The organism is Achromobacter sp. Marseille-Q0513 (genome assembly GCF_018195695.1).
Taxonomy (GTDB): domain Bacteria; phylum Pseudomonadota; class Gammaproteobacteria; order Burkholderiales; family Burkholderiaceae_B; genus Achromobacter.
The window spans coordinates 19,877-34,473 of sequence record NZ_JAGTJY010000009.1 but is presented as its reverse complement, the minus strand read 5'-3'; the positions used below and the strand labels follow the sequence as shown (position 1 = coordinate 34,473).

The 14,597-nt window shown below is 65.2% G+C and carries 18 protein-coding genes; all 18 read right to left on the bottom strand.

Features of this window, described 5'->3' with window-relative positions:
- Positions 1-9: 9 nt before the first annotated feature.
- Entirely contained in the window at positions 10-609 is a 600-nt protein-coding gene (locus KDH83_RS03925) for a putative phage tail protein (RefSeq protein ID WP_053497677.1), read from the bottom strand.
- Entirely contained in the window at positions 600-1,652 is a 1,053-nt protein-coding gene (locus KDH83_RS03920; RefSeq protein ID WP_053497680.1) for a baseplate J/gp47 family protein, read from the bottom strand. The genes KDH83_RS03925 and KDH83_RS03920 overlap by 10 nt, the downstream gene beginning before the upstream one ends.
- A gap of 1 nt (position 1,653) precedes the next feature.
- The gene (locus KDH83_RS03915; RefSeq protein ID WP_053497681.1) at positions 1,654-2,136 is read right to left on the bottom strand and encodes a phage GP46 family protein; all 483 of its coding nucleotides are present in this window, start codon (positions 2,134-2,136) and stop codon (positions 1,654-1,656) included.
- 53 nt (positions 2,137-2,189) lie between these two features.
- Positions 2,190-2,735: a phage baseplate assembly protein V gene (locus tag KDH83_RS03910; RefSeq protein WP_053497683.1), complete on the bottom strand. Its 546-nt coding sequence runs from the start codon at positions 2,733-2,735 to the stop codon at positions 2,190-2,192.
- On the bottom strand, positions 2,732-3,859 hold the full coding sequence (locus tag KDH83_RS03905; RefSeq protein WP_053497685.1) for a phage baseplate assembly protein: 1,128 nt from the start codon (positions 3,857-3,859) through the stop codon (positions 2,732-2,734). The genes KDH83_RS03910 and KDH83_RS03905 overlap by 4 nt, the downstream gene beginning before the upstream one ends.
- Complete coding sequence (locus KDH83_RS03900) at positions 3,859-5,064, bottom strand: DNA circularization N-terminal domain-containing protein (protein ID WP_230846575.1); 1,206 nt, start codon at positions 5,062-5,064, stop codon at positions 3,859-3,861. Before KDH83_RS03900 ends, KDH83_RS03905 begins: the two co-directional genes overlap by 1 nt.
- 46 nt (positions 5,065-5,110) lie before the next feature.
- A complete protein-coding gene (locus KDH83_RS03895) occupies positions 5,111-7,288 on the bottom strand; it encodes a phage tail tape measure protein (protein WP_053497689.1) in 2,178 nt (725 codons plus the stop codon).
- A gap of 139 nt (positions 7,289-7,427) precedes the next feature.
- The gene (locus tag KDH83_RS03890) at positions 7,428-7,727 is read right to left on the bottom strand and encodes a hypothetical protein (RefSeq protein ID WP_053497691.1); all 300 of its coding nucleotides are present in this window, start codon (positions 7,725-7,727) and stop codon (positions 7,428-7,430) included.
- A 31-nt stretch (positions 7,728-7,758) separates the two neighbouring features.
- Positions 7,759-8,112, bottom strand: coding sequence for a phage tail tube protein (locus KDH83_RS03885; protein WP_053530710.1), 354 nt, complete (start codon positions 8,110-8,112; stop codon positions 7,759-7,761).
- A gap of 12 nt (positions 8,113-8,124) precedes the next feature.
- Positions 8,125-9,597: a phage tail sheath subtilisin-like domain-containing protein gene (locus KDH83_RS03880; RefSeq protein WP_053497696.1), complete on the bottom strand. Its 1,473-nt coding sequence runs from the start codon at positions 9,595-9,597 to the stop codon at positions 8,125-8,127.
- A 17-nt stretch (positions 9,598-9,614) separates the two neighbouring features.
- Positions 9,615-9,878: a DUF2635 domain-containing protein gene (locus KDH83_RS03875; protein ID WP_053497698.1), complete on the bottom strand. Its 264-nt coding sequence runs from the start codon at positions 9,876-9,878 to the stop codon at positions 9,615-9,617.
- Positions 9,879-9,894: 16 nt separating this feature from the next.
- Positions 9,895-10,524, bottom strand: a complete 630-nt coding sequence (locus KDH83_RS03870) for a hypothetical protein (RefSeq protein ID WP_155492269.1) — start codon at positions 10,522-10,524, stop codon at positions 9,895-9,897.
- Positions 10,508-11,098: a phage virion morphogenesis protein gene (locus KDH83_RS03865; RefSeq protein WP_053497702.1), complete on the bottom strand. Its 591-nt coding sequence runs from the start codon at positions 11,096-11,098 to the stop codon at positions 10,508-10,510. The genes KDH83_RS03870 and KDH83_RS03865 overlap by 17 nt, the downstream gene beginning before the upstream one ends.
- Complete coding sequence (locus KDH83_RS03860) at positions 11,098-11,604, bottom strand: phage protein Gp36 family protein (protein WP_053497704.1); 507 nt, start codon at positions 11,602-11,604, stop codon at positions 11,098-11,100. Before KDH83_RS03860 ends, KDH83_RS03865 begins: the two co-directional genes overlap by 1 nt.
- A gap of 144 nt (positions 11,605-11,748) precedes the next feature.
- Positions 11,749-12,012, bottom strand: a complete 264-nt coding sequence (locus KDH83_RS03855; protein ID WP_053497706.1) for an HI1506-related protein — start codon at positions 12,010-12,012, stop codon at positions 11,749-11,751.
- A 56-nt stretch (positions 12,013-12,068) separates the two neighbouring features.
- A complete protein-coding gene (locus KDH83_RS03850) occupies positions 12,069-12,959 on the bottom strand; it encodes a Mu-like prophage major head subunit gpT family protein (protein ID WP_053497708.1) in 891 nt (296 codons plus the stop codon).
- A 36-nt stretch (positions 12,960-12,995) separates the two neighbouring features.
- On the bottom strand, positions 12,996-13,409 hold the full coding sequence (locus KDH83_RS03845; RefSeq protein WP_053497710.1) for a hypothetical protein: 414 nt from the start codon (positions 13,407-13,409) through the stop codon (positions 12,996-12,998).
- Positions 13,410-13,446: 37 nt separating this feature from the next.
- Complete coding sequence (locus KDH83_RS03840) at positions 13,447-14,550, bottom strand: phage protease (RefSeq protein ID WP_053497712.1); 1,104 nt, start codon at positions 14,548-14,550, stop codon at positions 13,447-13,449.
- Positions 14,551-14,597: the final 47 nt, after the last annotated feature.

Sequence of the window (14,597 nt, the reverse complement as noted above, 5' to 3'; positions counted from 1 at the left end):
AAAGGCAAATCAAAGGGAATCGACATACCCGACCAGCACGACCGTGTGCGCGGGCTTGTAGCGGGATAGGAGGCACAGCAGCCCGGGATCGCCCCAGGCGCGTAGCGGCGCCGTGCATTTGCTGTTGGCGGTGGCCTGAACAATGTTGGCCGAGGCGACGACATTCACCCTGAACGCAAAGCGCCAGCCGCCCTGGTTGATCGCCGCAGTGCACTTGCTGGTGGCCCGGAACGGGCGGAACTCGTCGATCCGCGCGTCGGGGTAGCCCAGGCCGATGACCATCTGCCGGAAGTACTCGGGTCTGGCATCCCCGAGCATGAGCCGGCGCATGTTGACGCGCTGGCGCCGCTGTTCCTTGCCGACAGGGGCATCCAGGCATTCATCGGGGAGGTCGTAGAGCCGTTCCCAGTCATCCAGCAACTCGTCGGCGAGCAACGGATCGAACTGGGCCACCAGCGACACCGCCAGCCGCTCGACCGCGCGCATCGAGGCACCGCAGGCTTCCAATAGGCGGACCAGCACACCGCCAGGCTGACGGTTGAGCATGGCGCCGGGCGGCAACAGCGCCAGGAGCGCCTCGCGCCAGGCTTCAATGCTTCTCACGCCCATGTGACTCCCCCGAAGGTTGCCAGTTCGCCGGGCAGGCAGGTTACATTGCTGGCCGGAGACACCAGCACGTGGTCGTTCTCGCCGGCGGCGATCGAGATGGCTTCCCTCATGTGGCTGACCAGCAGCGTGCCCCCTGGGATCGCGTCACGGACATGCATGTCCTTGAGCTCGGCGATAATCGCGGCCCGGATTTCAGCCGTGTCGGGCTCCAGATCCGAGATCACGTAGGCAACGGGCTTTGCCACTGACAGCGGCACAAAGAGCTCGGCAGTGACCGGCCGTTTCGCCTCGATATGCGCCCGAACCGTTTCATTCTCACCCGCATCCGGGATCGGGTCCTCATCGTCATCCCGGACGAAGCGCACGACGACGGTGCCGGCGCCCATGCCATTGGGCGTGCACCAGGCACGCGTCACGCCAGGGACTTCCTTGGCCCAGGCCACATAGTCATCGTTGTCCCCGCCATGAGGCGGGCGGCGAATACGCTCCAGGATCCGGGCCCGGAACAATTCCGGCCGCTCGACATCCGCGCCGCCGGAGATCGCGGTGGACGCGACGGCGGTACTGTTGATGCCGACCACTGGGCTGGCCAAGGTGAACTGAACGCCGGCTGCAGTGTTGCCAGCCTGGCCGAGCTCTTCGGCGGTAATGGCGACCGTGGCGCTGCTGCCCACAATGGTGACGCCGGCATCGACCGTGAACTGCACGCCGTCGGCACGCTGGAACACAGAACCGGCCATCAGCGATGCCCCGTTTTCCCCGCCGATCAGAAGCGACCCGGTCGCCGGCGCCGCGGTCTTCTGTAGGACGCCCCACCGCGCCCCGTGAGCAGGCAGTTCGTCCTCGTCACACTGGTCGGGCCAGGCCTGCTTAAACACCCGCTCGAGGAACTTGTAAAGGGCATCCAGGCCGCCGGAGAACACGCGCACCAGAACGCCAGCCAGGCTGCGGCGGGCCCGAGTCAGAATTCCAGGCAGGCGGCTCTCAATCTCCGAGGCCAGCTGCTCGATTAGCTTGGGAAGGGTTGGACGCGGAACGGGCATGTCAAACCTCAGCGGGCGCGAACGACTCACCGGCCAGGCGCCAGGCCTGAGCGGCGGAGTTCCATTCAAATCGATAGCGGCGGTCTACCCCGTTCAGGGAGAGCGTGATAAGCAGGACGAGCCAGCCCATCCGCGGAACGAAGGCGCTCACCCCAACCGAGGTGACCAGGCCGTCTTCCTGCATCCACTTCAGAGCTTCGAGGGCGTAATCACGGGCACGCTGAACTGTGGATTGCAACTGCTTTTCTCGGGCGAGCAGCCACCAGCGGCAACCGAACTTGTCCTGGGGGGACGAGGCGTAGGCGTCGGCCCACCAGCCACGGCGGTCTTCACCGGCCGCCACCTCGTGCGGCTGCGCCAGGCGGTCCGTGCACAAGCTGAGCAGCACCGCCGTCACCAGCGTATCGTCGCCGGCGAAATCCGCACCGGCCAGGCTCATGTCGAGCAGGCCGGTTTCGGGGTCAAGGGTGAGAGAGAAGTCCATGCTCCGCAGTCTCGCGGAACATGGCCGGCAGTGCCATTAAACAGGTTTACCGGCTAGGCGACGGGCGTGCCGGAGATGTCGTCGCCTTCTTGCACGCCGTCATGCTTGTGCTGATGGCCGATGTCCGTGCCGTTGTGGGTAGCCTTACCACCTCGCAGGTCCACGTCACCGTCGACGCGCAGGCCGCGCGTCACGCGCACGAAAGAGTCCAGCTCGATCTCGCTGGCATCCGTCATGCGAATCGGCATGCCGGCAGCGCGTATGACGATGCCTTCGTTACTCAGGTACACCGACATCTTCCGGGATGTATATAAGGCGACCTCACCGGTCTGCAGGTCGCGCATCCGGTGCCGGCGATCATCGACATTGATCACCACCTGGTGGTCGGTGTTCCCGCCCACGGACAGGGTCACACATTCGGCACCGGGGTGCGGCACTGACGTCATGCCGTACTGCTGAAACCGTTCGACCTGGTCGCGGCCGACATCGGCCTGGATGCCTATCTGGACGTTCTGCAGGCCACCGCCGTCGCTGACTTGGCCAATGAGGGCGCGGGCGATGGCCAGCCGGATCCGATTCAGGGCTGAGGAAATGCTCATTCTTCGCGTCTCCCCGTTCCGGACAGATCCCAGGGGGAGTCGTCAGGATGTTGTTTGCGGCGTTTGCGCCGGCGGCGCGGCGACGCGCCCTCCAGATCGAACGCCTCCGGCCGGCACACGGTGAGCGCGGTGCGCCGGGCATTGGTCTCGTCCAACGTATACCGGCAGGAGGTGATCAGCAGATCCAGGTCCAGGAACATGCGCGGGCTAATGACCCTCACCAGGGTATTGGGCAGCCATATGGCGCCGACTTGGCCATCCTGGCCGGTACGCCAGCCCACCACGATGATCTGGGCCCGCTTGCCGCGCCCCATCCGGGTTGACACTTCCCACTGCGCTCGTTCCTTGGCTTCGGCGTTGCTCAGGCCCTGCTCGGAATGGATAATCAGCGGCCGGTAGCGGTCAATTTCCGGATCCGCTGCCTTCGCCTGGATATGGGCGGCCGTCGCGCCGAACTGGTTGTCGTTGCCCGCGACCTGCGCCTTCATGCGGATCTCGGAATGGCGACGTGCCCAGGTGTGCCGCGCGCTGATTCGCCGGATGTTCAGGCCTTCAACCAGCTTGGTCTCGATCAGCGTCTCGCTGGCACGGGTCAGCACCAATTGGCCGGCCGGCGAGCTGCTCACCAGGATCGCCTTGGACCGCGCAGCGCGGTCGATCGCATCGAACGCCTTCTCACCGTCGTCCAGCGAGAAGCTGCTGATCGCGTCACCCGTATCCGTCTGCACCAACACTTCAATGCCGAAGGGTTTGCAGATATCACGCACGATCTGTTCCAGCCGCACGTTTTTCCACTGACCGCTGCCGTGGATGGCCGAGCTGTCCACCAGGTCGCCCGTCTTATCCCGCCCGCTGACGTTGAGCCTGCAGGAAGTATCGGTCAGGTCGATATCGATCGTGTCGATGTAGCCGGTGATCAGCAGGTCCTGGCCGAACTTCACCTCGCACGGCAGGCCCTCGCGCAAGCCGATCGGGGCGTCCTCACCGGGCCACCGATGGGTCAGCGTGAGCTGGAATTCACCAGCAAGCTGCTCGATGCCCCGCTCCACCTCCAGGCTCTTCCAGCCGCCGTAGGCCTGGCCGCCCACCACCAGCGTGATCAGGTTTTCGTCGAGCTGGGCCATTAGCGCAGCACCTCCAGCTCGCCGGCCGGCACGAAGAGCGGGTTGCGCACCTGGTTGCGCGTGACGAGCTCGTCGGCCCGCGAGCCATCCTGGTACACCCGCTGGGCGATCAGCAGCGCCGGCAGTATGGCCTGGGTCGTATAGGTCGCGCGCTGCTGCAGGCGGTCGGCTTGCTCTGCCACGTCCCGCACGATGGCCACCCGCAGCGCAATGAGCGCCGCTGCCATCTGGGCAGGAGGATCGTACGCCTCGAGCTCGTGATCGATCTCCTCCAGCACCACGTCGGCCTGGTCGCGTGCGTCCTGGGCCGTCGTCATTTCCTTGGCTTCAATGGCGTCGGTCAGGATGCGCGCCTGGGTCGCGATCACCTGGGTGCGAGTGAATTCCTCCATCGCTGCCGCGTTCACCACCCGGCGGGCCGAGGTGGCGCCCTGAGGCGGGGACACGGATCCGACGGGAGCCGTCCAAGGCACAGGGTCATTGGAGCCATACTCCGTACGCAGGTCAGCCATCGCGGATTTCGGTCGCTTGATGGCCAGGCCAAGCTGCTGGTACAGCGATTGCAGCTGCAGGGCGAGCGTCTCAGGCGTGCGGATCAGCGTGGAAAGACGGCCAGCAATGGACGAGGCGCCGCGTACGATGTCGCCGGCGATATCGACCAGGCCGTTCAGGCCCACCATGCGCTGCAGGGCATCCAGGCTGGAATTGACGCGGCCGACCAGGTCAGCGGTCAGGGCCGCGGCGCCGGCGACGTCGACCAGCGAGGCAAAGCGATCTACGGATGCCGCTCCAAGAACATCCGCCGCGTCGTGGACCCCATCCTGAGTGCTGGTGGCCGACTGCGGAAAGGTATTCTCGCCAGCCTCGGCAAAGGTAATGGCGAACCGGGCAATGCCTCCCTCAGAATGAGACTCTCGGATGCTGACCCGGCCCACGACAACCACGTTGAGCATGCCGTACTTGGGATGTATCAGCTCACCCGGCCCATACGCTTCGAGCGCTTCGATGAGCGCATCCCGCTCCTGCAGGTAGTTCTCCCCTACCACGTAGCCATTGACCTGGAACTCGCGCGCCCGTCGGCCCAGATCATCGGCATAAGGCAGATCCCGCATGGGGTACTCGTGCACCTCGTTCCGGCGGCCGACACCCGTATCCGAATCGGTTGTGCGAAACGGCACGCCCCTATAGCTCGCACCTACGGCCATCCCGTTGGGATGAGCCACCCTGCGCTGTTCTTCACGCCAGCCCATATCAGTCCGTGTTCACGTTGGTGCGCCCGACATTTCCCGTCATCCGGGTGCCGTCATTGGGCTGCAGGTCAGCATTGGCTTGAATGCCCGGGGCGGCGGTGATGTTGACGTTGACCTCGCCGCCGATCTTGGTGTTGGCCAGCAGTTCCTGCAGCCGACGCGTCATGTCGTCACGCGAAGCTGCCAGCGCGTCACGCTCGGCCTGGACACGGCCGATCGACATCGGCGTGTCACCAGCCTCGCGTTTCAACGCAATCATCTGATCGAACTCTTGGATCCGTGCATCGCGGTCAGCGATACGCTGGCGGAGCCCGCCTTCAGTGTTTGTCATCTGGTCATAGGCGTACGCACCCACGACAGGCGCGGCAACCAGAAAGCCGGCTGAAAGTGCGCCGGCGGCGCTGATGCCCCCCGCCGCACCCGCTCCGGCGCCGCCCAATGCGCTCGTGGCGCCGGCAGGGGCGGCTGCGGCGGCGGCTGTGGCCGCAGCCCTGGCAGCGCGCGCGGCGCCGAAGGAGCTTGCAACCTTCCCGACACCAAGCGCCGCGCCGCCAACCCCAACAACCCCTGCAGCGACGGCCACGCCCTGCAGGATGGTGGTAGCTCCGCTGAGCGCTGCGGCTAATTCAGGAGACTTCGCTGCCAGTTCGGTGAAGCTGTCCGCGACCGCATTCGTGACAGGCGCCAATTTGATCATCGCGTCATAGTTTGCGAACTCCGCGGCCTGCTTTGCCTGGTTCAGCTTGTAGCTGGGCGAGTCTTCGACGGTCCACATGTTGCGGTTGACCGCGTCTGTACCGTACAGCAAGGAATCCTTGGTGATCTTGTTGACGTTGTCACGGTCTGCCAGGTACCCGACCAGAGCCATCATCGCCTGTTGATCTGGGAAGAGCTTCGATATGACGCTGCCTTGAGCGATCTTCATTACTCCGCCCAATGCCTCCTGCCGTTCACTTCCCTCTGCTGCAGCTCGATATTGCTTGATGGCGTTCTGATAGTTCTTGTTCTTGGCCAACTGCTCTTCAATGATGTTCGCGGTGACATCGAGAGCGTCCAGGCCTTTCATGCGGCCTTCGGCCTTTCGCTGATCGAAGTTGATCCCGAGCTTGCCGAAGTTCTCCACTGTGTCTCGGGCCACCAGCTTGGCCAGAAGATTCTGGGTGTTCGTTGCTGCTTGATCAGAGGTACCTGCGGTAAGCCGAGTCGCCTGATTCAGCGCAGCGAGCTTTGCAATACCAGGAAGTCCGGAGAGACCAGCCTGTGATGCTGCAGCAAATTGAGCTGGGAGAGCCTTCGCCATGTCTCGAATCTCAAAGGCACCGCTTTGGCCCGCGTAGGTAGCGGCCCCGAAGACGCGCGCCATGTCTTCAGGCTTAACCCCCATGTTGCCCTTCGCAGCGAACGCAATCTGAGCGAAGTCTTCGCCAGAGGCCTGGTTCGCCGAGGCCGCGCGCACAGCTTCGCGGAAAATGGTCAGAGAGTCTTTAGCGCCGAACTTCCCGGAGGATAGGAGCGAATTCAGCGTGCTAGCGGCGTCTTCTCGGGTACTCCCTCCGTATCGAATCGCCTCCCGAATGGCCAGGTCCATTTCCTGGCGACCTGCGAAGCGACGGGCCCGATCTTCGGCTGCGCTGAGCGATGGGTCGCCATACGCGGTGTTGGCCATATGAGCGAGCTGCTCGTCATACGCGAAGGCTCTGTTTACCTTAGGCGCGACGACGGCGGCTCCCGCCATAACCCCAGCAGCCAACAGGCCAGCCTTCTGAGCGCCGGCGACCAAGCGCTGCCTTCCGCTGAAGACGCCCATTTCTGCATTGAGCCGTCCCACCGTCTGGCGCATCTGTTCGGCCGCACGCTGCTGTTCACGCCAGCTCATGGTGCCGCTGTTGGCCAGGCGCTGATAGGCGGCCTGCGTGCGCAGGATCTCCTGCTGGATCCGGTGTTCAGAGCGGATGCCCAGGGTTTCCCGCGCCTGGGCCATGCGGGCGAACTCGCGCTGGGTGCGCGTCGCCATGTTCACGAGGGAGGTTTCGGTCTGTTTGGTGGCACGACCGATGGCGGTAAGGTCTTTGGCCCCCGCGACGGCCATGTTGTCCAGGGCCTTCTTGGCTTCCAGCGCGGCCTTGGTAAGGCCGGCAGCGGTGCCATCGACACGAACCCCAACGACGAATTCGCTCATTCCCCAGACCTCTTCTTAGTGAGCTGATCTACATAAAACTGCGCTTCCGGCAAGGGAAGCGCCAGGATCTCGGCCCGGCTCCAACCCAGCCGGGATGCCAAGAGCATGATCTGCAGCAGCGCGCCCTCGCGGCCGCGCGTCAGTCTTCCCCCAGCTTTTCCGCCTCCTGCATGGCCTCGCGGAAGACGGCCCACTGCTTGCCCTTGAGGGTCTTGAACTGCGCCGGCACGAAGGGGCCGGTGTCATCGCCCGCGCGCACGAGCACCTGGCAGGCCAGCGCGACTTGGAAGGCGGTCGGCTGCAGGGCCGGGTTGGCTTCCTTCTCGGCCTCGAGCGAGTCGCCCAGCGACGCTTCGCGAACTTCGATCTCGGTGACGGGTTTGCCGCCTACCACCCAGGGCGAAGGCAGCGTCTTGATAACGGTCAGGGGAGTATTCATGGTGTTCCTTGAAATGGGTTTACAGAGGGGCCTAGCCCTCGATGCACTCGACGCCATTGAAGGCGAGCGTGACCTCACCGCCACCGCCCAGCACGGGTGGTGACGCCAACCAGGCGCCGCGGATGGTGTAGCCGATGCCGGTGTCGGTCTGGAACCGCATGGTTTCGTCGCGGATGCCGGCCAGGTCGGCCAGGCTCACGCCGGACATGTGGCTGATGGTGCAGTTGACCGCCGGCGCAGCGGTGGACTCGGTGTAGCCGTCGACGCCGCTGTCGCTCGTGACAGGCGCACGGGAAACGCCACCGATGTCGAGCGTGGCGCCAGGCTTGCTGCGCAGGCGGCGGCCGCCCACGCTGATGAATACTCGGCCAGTAACTTGAGGCATGTTCTCGATTCCTTACAGGATGAACTGGATGCTGCCCGCAAACACCCGGAACTGGTTCACCAGGTCAGGCGGGATGACGGCATTGACACGGTCGCGATCGACCATGCTGCGCTGGACGATGAGGTTCTTCTTGAAATCCTCGAAGTTCTCCAGGAGGCCCGCCTTCTCCAGGGACTTGGCGGTGGCGATCAGGACGCCCGCGATCATCGACGGCGTCGCGATCGGCTGGGCGGGGTCGAAGTCGGTACCGTCGTCGGCGAGCTTGTGCCGCGGGAAGTTCGTGGCCACGGCCGTGCGGAAGGCATAGCGCATGTAATCCGCCGTCCACACGGTCTCCACGTCCAGGTAGGAGACATCCTCGATCCCCCAGGCGTTCGTCTGGTACGTGGTCACCACGCGCTCGATCTGCACGATGCCGTCCTGGGAGACGGTGAACGTGCTGCAACCATCGTGCAGCAGCAGGTGGCGCTCTTCACGACGGAAACGATCCTTCGGGCTGGGCGGCAGCAGGCCCGGCAGATCGAGCGTCTGGAAGGGTCGTGCCGGGTCGATGGCGCCGTTGAACTCGACCACCGCGCCGTGTACGGCCGCCCACAGGTACGGCGCCTGCGGCGGGTTCTTCACACCGATAAATGAGCTGTGTTCGTTGTTGCGGGCAGAGCCATAGGTCGTGAGCTGGGCGTGCGTGCCGGCCATGCCCGTGAAGAGGTGGCCCGTGCGCATGTCCATCCCGCCAAACCGGCTGTCGAGCTCTGCCTCGATGATCGCCATGTTCGCCGAATCACTCCAGGGCGAAATGATGGTGTAGAACCACTCGTCGGAGATGGCCGCGACCACGTCGGCCGCGTCGGGGTTGCCGGTGCCGGTCACGCCGTTGGCGATCTCCAGCACCAGACCGGCCGGCAGCGTTTCGTCGTCGTAGAAGTTGACCAGCACGCCGATGCCTTGGGTGAAGGCACCCTTATGGCGCGCCGTCAGCGTCACCACGCCTGCGGCCGTCGAGGCCGTGACCGGGCCGTTCTGGTAGCCATTGACGACAGCGGCGATCGCCGTGGCGACAGCCGTGGCGGTATCGCCGGCCGCCACCCCGACCGACAGCTTCTGGCCGTTGATGTAGAGGGCGATCGTGCCGGCAGCGGCAGCGGGGCCGGTGACGGTGATGGTCTTGGTGGCGGCCACGCCAGCGGCGAGGTCTTCGACGCCCAGCGCCCAGATGTCGCTCGTCTTGTTGGCCCGACGCGCGAGGCGCAGCATTTCGTGCAGCACGCTGCCGCGGCCGAACAGTGTGGCGCCCTCGTCACCGCTGTTCACGCGATAAAGGGTCAGCGGGGCCGCGGTGCCGGTGGGCAGCTTGTTGCCCACCACCAGGATGCGGCGGTTGAGCGACGGCAACCCACGCAGCGCCTTGGAGTTGTCGATTTCGACGTACTGGCCCGGCGTACGGATGTCGGTCGGGATCGTATTGAAAATGATGTTGTCCGGCATGGCGGCTCCTTGGATCGTTACTCGGTGGCCGCCTTGGCGCCCTTGGCCGAGGCGGACTTGGCGGGCGCGACCGGGGTATCGGCCGGATTGGGATCGGCCGGCGCGGCTGCGCCAGGCTGCGTCTTATCGACCGCGACCACATCGCCGTCGTCGCGACGCCGGCGCCAGTACGTGGTCAGCACAATGGGCTCGCCCTGCGTGGCGAGATAGCCGCCCTGGGGCTTGCGCACCTTGAGCGGTTCGCCGTCGATGACGGCCGGTTTGAGGGTGACGGTCTGCATTCTGGATCCTCGGATGTCAGTTGTCGGTGCCGGCGCCAGCCAGCGGAATGTCAGCCTGCAGGTCAGGCCTGTCGGTGCTGTAGTCGGGCGGCTCGGCGAGCCATTTTTCGTGCTCTTCGCGGCTTGCGTGCGGGGCGATGTCCATGTCCAGGTGAACGTGGCGCAGGTCACCCAGGCCGTCCAGCTCCTCCGGATCATCGGGCAGCGCCATCGGCGTGCTTTCAACCGACACGCCGATCACGGTGAGCCCGGCGGTCTCGAAGACATCGACGGGCTCCAGGTACTCTGCGCGGCGGATGTTCCAGCTGGCGTCGCCAATGCGCCGGCCATGCAGCGCCCGGATCACCAACGTCAGAAGCTGATCCGCGCTGATGGATTGGCCATCGCCAAGGCGGGCCTGGGTATTGCCGCCCACGTTGCGCACCACGATGCCCACGGTGAATGCCAGTACGCCCATGTCGTCGACGATCCGATACACCCCTTCGGTGACGTACAGCGCGGGAGCGTCCACTAGGTAGCGCTGCAGCAGCTTGGCGTCATCAGGCACGGTGGGTAGGCTGCCGACCGTGCGCGTGGTCTTCTGGATGCCCGGGCGCGCCTTCAAGGCCGCAATGAGGGCGAGTTCATGCTTACCGAGCACCGCCACCTCCCTCTGCCGCTTGAATGGCCTGCACCGTCAGGCGGCCCATTGCCCACAGGTCCTCGCGGTTCACACCCAAGAACGGCCGGGCGGGCATCCGGATCTTGTAGGCACGAACCTCATGCCAGCTCGTGCGGGCCCGCTTGTGGCTATCGCGGGCGAACACCGCCAGATTGCGATTGCCAGGCTGGCGCACCAGGTTGCCGCGGGCATCGGTGCGCAGGCGGATACGGGTCGAATACGGGGCACGATTGATCTCGCCACCCTGCTGGTGGATGCGTGCATAGGCGACGTTGCTGCCCCAGGCTGCATAGGTGTCGCCATAGGCGTTGGTGATACTGCGTAGCAGGCGCCGGCTCTTGACGAGCGTCTGGCCGCCGGATTTCTGGACCCGACGGCTGGGTTTCCAGGCCGAGCCATCAGGGCCCCGCTGGCGCTCAAAGCGCAGGCGAGTGGAGGATTCGCCGTAGTTGGCGATCGCCTTGAAGATCGGCCGGGGCGAACGGCCAAGGGCGGCCAGGCGAGACAAGGCGGCATCCAGCCCGCGCTGCCCTTCGTAGCGGATCGTGGCCTGGACCATCAGAGAAACCCTCCCGAGGAGCGGCGATCCCAGATGCGACCGGCGGTGTACAGCTCGGCGCCGGCGCCGCCAGCCGGTTCAACGCCAGATTCTGCGTCCACGCCCAGCTTTACATCGCCCGAGGCCACGCCGATCAGGAATTTGATGTTGGCGTCATAGCGCTGCTTGACGGTCTCGGTGAACTGATCGTCGTAGAGGTAGTAGCGGGCCAGTTCGCAGGCGATCCGGATCAGGACCTGCGGCACGGACGAAAGCGGCAAGGTGTACCGCCCGGCGATGTAGCTATCGATCGTGTTGCGCGCATCGGCCAGCGCACGGTCGACCTTTTCCATGGCCCGCGCGATCGCGGCCCGCTCCTCGGGCGTGAAGCCGCTCAGATCGCCACCGGCGGCCGCGATCCGAAGCATCTCGTCGGTGACCAGGCGTGGCACCATGCGATCGGCACGCTGGGAGATCTCGTCGGAATCGAAACGGATCAGCAGTTCGGTGGCAGTGGCGTAGGACATGGGAAAGACCGTAGAAATGCCGGGGCTAGACCAAACCGGTTCCCGCACTATCCAGCCCCGGCAGAGGTTGGGCGGTAGCGTCTGCAAGGCTCGCCCCATCCGTCAGACGCAACAGATGGGGTTCAGCGCCCGTCGCATGGGGTGTCAGGTCGCGTTGGCCGGGTTGCTGCTATCCGGTTCGGTGGGCAGGTCGATCAGCATCGTCACCAGTTGCGGCTCGGTGGTGAGCTGCTCGAACTGCTCATCGGTCAGCTCGGACAGCGGAATCACCGTCTCGCCGGCGAAGGCGCGGCCGGCGCGACGAAAGCCGTCGGTCTTGGGAACGACCTTCAGGGCCTTGGCGCCGTCGGGCTTGGTGACGGGCGGTTTTGCGGTGGCCTGGCGGCCTCGGGGTTTGGCGGTAGCCATGTGGGCAATCTCCGGTATATCGGGTTGGGTCAAGTGGTGCGGGCGGGGTTAGCCGATCACCCCAGGTACGGGCAGACCACGACCTTGGCGGTGCCGCGCATCACGTTGCTCGCGCCGTTGGCCAGGCGGTCGGCCTGGATGACCTCCAGCGCAGCCTGCTCCAGCGAGGGCGGCACCCAGAGCTCGGCGGCGCGGATCGCCAGCGGCTTGCCGTTGTCGGCCTTCTGGCTCTGCATCGAGGCGCGGGCATCGGAGTACGCCTGCAGGTCCAGGCCTTCCTTGGACGCATAGGCCAGTTGCCACAGGCCATAGCCGACGTTGCTGCGCCCATCGGCACCCCAGACGAACTCGTTTCGGTTGAAGACGTTTTCGTCGGTCAGGCTCGTCTTGGACTGGAAGGCGTAGGGGCGGCGACGCTGGTAGATGATCGGCTTGATCACCTTGGTCGTGTCCACCAAGTACCAGGCTGCGCCCGAGCCACCCTGGAAGTTGCTCACGCTCACTTCCTGGCCCGGCTGCCCGACAGGGTGATCCGTGTCGAAGAAGTACTGGCCGTCGAAGCAACGCGTGGAGAAGCCCGCCTGCAGGAGCGCAAAGACGAGCTCGTCGGGGTGCGTCACTGCGTCCTGGCCCAGCTGCTGGATGACGGGCTTGTATACGCCGTATTGGTCATCCTCGATCTCGTCGCGGCCGACCGACACGGTGTTTTCCCAGGTCTTGTTCTTGATCGAGTAGTCCGATTGCTTCAGGTTCTGATAGACCCGTTCACCCAGCCACTCGCGGAACTTCGTGATGGAGCCCAGCCAGGCGTACTTCTCGGTGCCCGTGGTGCTGGGCACCATCATGGCCAACTGGTTCCACATGGGAGCCGCGGTGGTCAGGCCCGACTGGAAGGCCGCGTTGAAGGCCTGGTTGAGGATCGCCAGGTTGGCGTGATTGATGATCATGTTCGAAATCTCCGAATTCGAAGGACTGGTGGCCGATCAGGCGAAGTCGACCCAGACGCCGTCGGCGTCCACATCGAACACCTTGCCGGCCACGCTGCGGGTGTTGGTGCCCGAGGTCTTGGCCACCGTCTGGTCGTCGACGATGTAGCAGTCGGCACCGATATCGGCCAGGGTGATGAGGTCGGCCGAGGCGCTGTTGGCGAAGCGGTGCGGGCCTTTGCGCAGGCGCACGCGGATCTCGCCCGCGGCGCCCGCGCTGTTGTCGGCGCGGTCTTCGGCAACGCCCACAGCTTTGAGCGTGGTCGAGGTCGATCCCGGCACGGCGTAGCCCGTGGCGGTGTTGATGCACACGATCGAGCCGCCAAAGATCTTGGTGGCGGCCGCCACGGGCGGTTCGATCTGGTTGCCGTCACGGCGCAGTGTGTTGCGATCCTGGGTCAGAGCGGTCATGGAAGTGTCCTGAAGGTGAGAAACGGGGGGGCGGCGATCAGCCGTTGGCCAGGCCCTGGGCTTGCTTGCCGGCCTTGAACTGGTCGGGGGTCAGGCCCATGGCCGCGCACACGGCGAGTTCGCTCTGGCTCAGTTCACCCGCGTGCTGGCCCGGCTGCTTTCCATCGGTCTGGCGCTGGCCGGCGAGGACCGGGTTGGCGGGCGTTGCGGCAACCAGCGCCTTGAGCTGCGCCAGGTCGGCCTTGCCGATGTCGCGCCAGGTCTTCTCGACGACATCGCTGGCCACCTTGCCGTCGGCCTTGGCCTGGCCGATGACCTGATCGATTTCGCCCTGGGCGGCTTGTGCACGCAGGGTCGCCAGCTCGGTATTCAAAGAGGCAACGGCATCCACCGACACGAACTTGGTCGGGTCGGGCGGCGTCGATTTGAGCGTCGCGATCTGGGCGTTCAGGCCAGCGATCTGGCCAGCTTGCGCGGCCTGGGACTTCAAGGCGGCCAGGGCAGACACGCCCTGTTCGGTGGTGGCGGTCTCGGGCAGGCCGAGGCCTTCGAGCAGGGCTTTGAGCAGAGGGTTCATGTCGTCCTCGGTGGTGGTGGGAAGGAATTGGCGCGCAAGCTGCGCGCTGAGTGCGGCCAGCTGAGCGCTGGTCAATCCGTCCAGGGCAGGACGGTTGGTGAGCGCGGCGCCGACAATGGCCAGCACGTCACCGGTTTCGGGGTGATAGAGGAATGTGGCGCTTTGGTAGCGGTATTCGTCGCCATCCAGCATCTGCTTGGCGCGCGCCGTCCACTGCACATCCTGCGCAAAGAGGCCTTCGCCAGGGCGAAAGACGAACTTGGCGCCGGCCATCCAGCCGGCCGCCGGCGCGGGCTGGCCGTTCTTGGCGGCCTGTTGCGTCTGGTGCTCGTAGTCGATCGGAAAATCGTTGACGCTCGCGCGCGCCAGGGCGATGACCTTCTCCGCGATCTGCGCATTCATGCGGTAGGTGCCGGACTTGGGCATCTCGCGCACATCCTCGGCCGCCTGTGGCTTGAATTCGCCATCAGGCAGCAGATGGAGCTCAGGGATGGCGCCATCGTCGCCCGTGCGCTTGATCTGCACGGCGAACGCGGCAAGGAGTGGAATGGTGGACTTAGGCATGGGCGCCAGTCTGACGCCATGCCTTGGAACGCTCTATTAAACGGGTT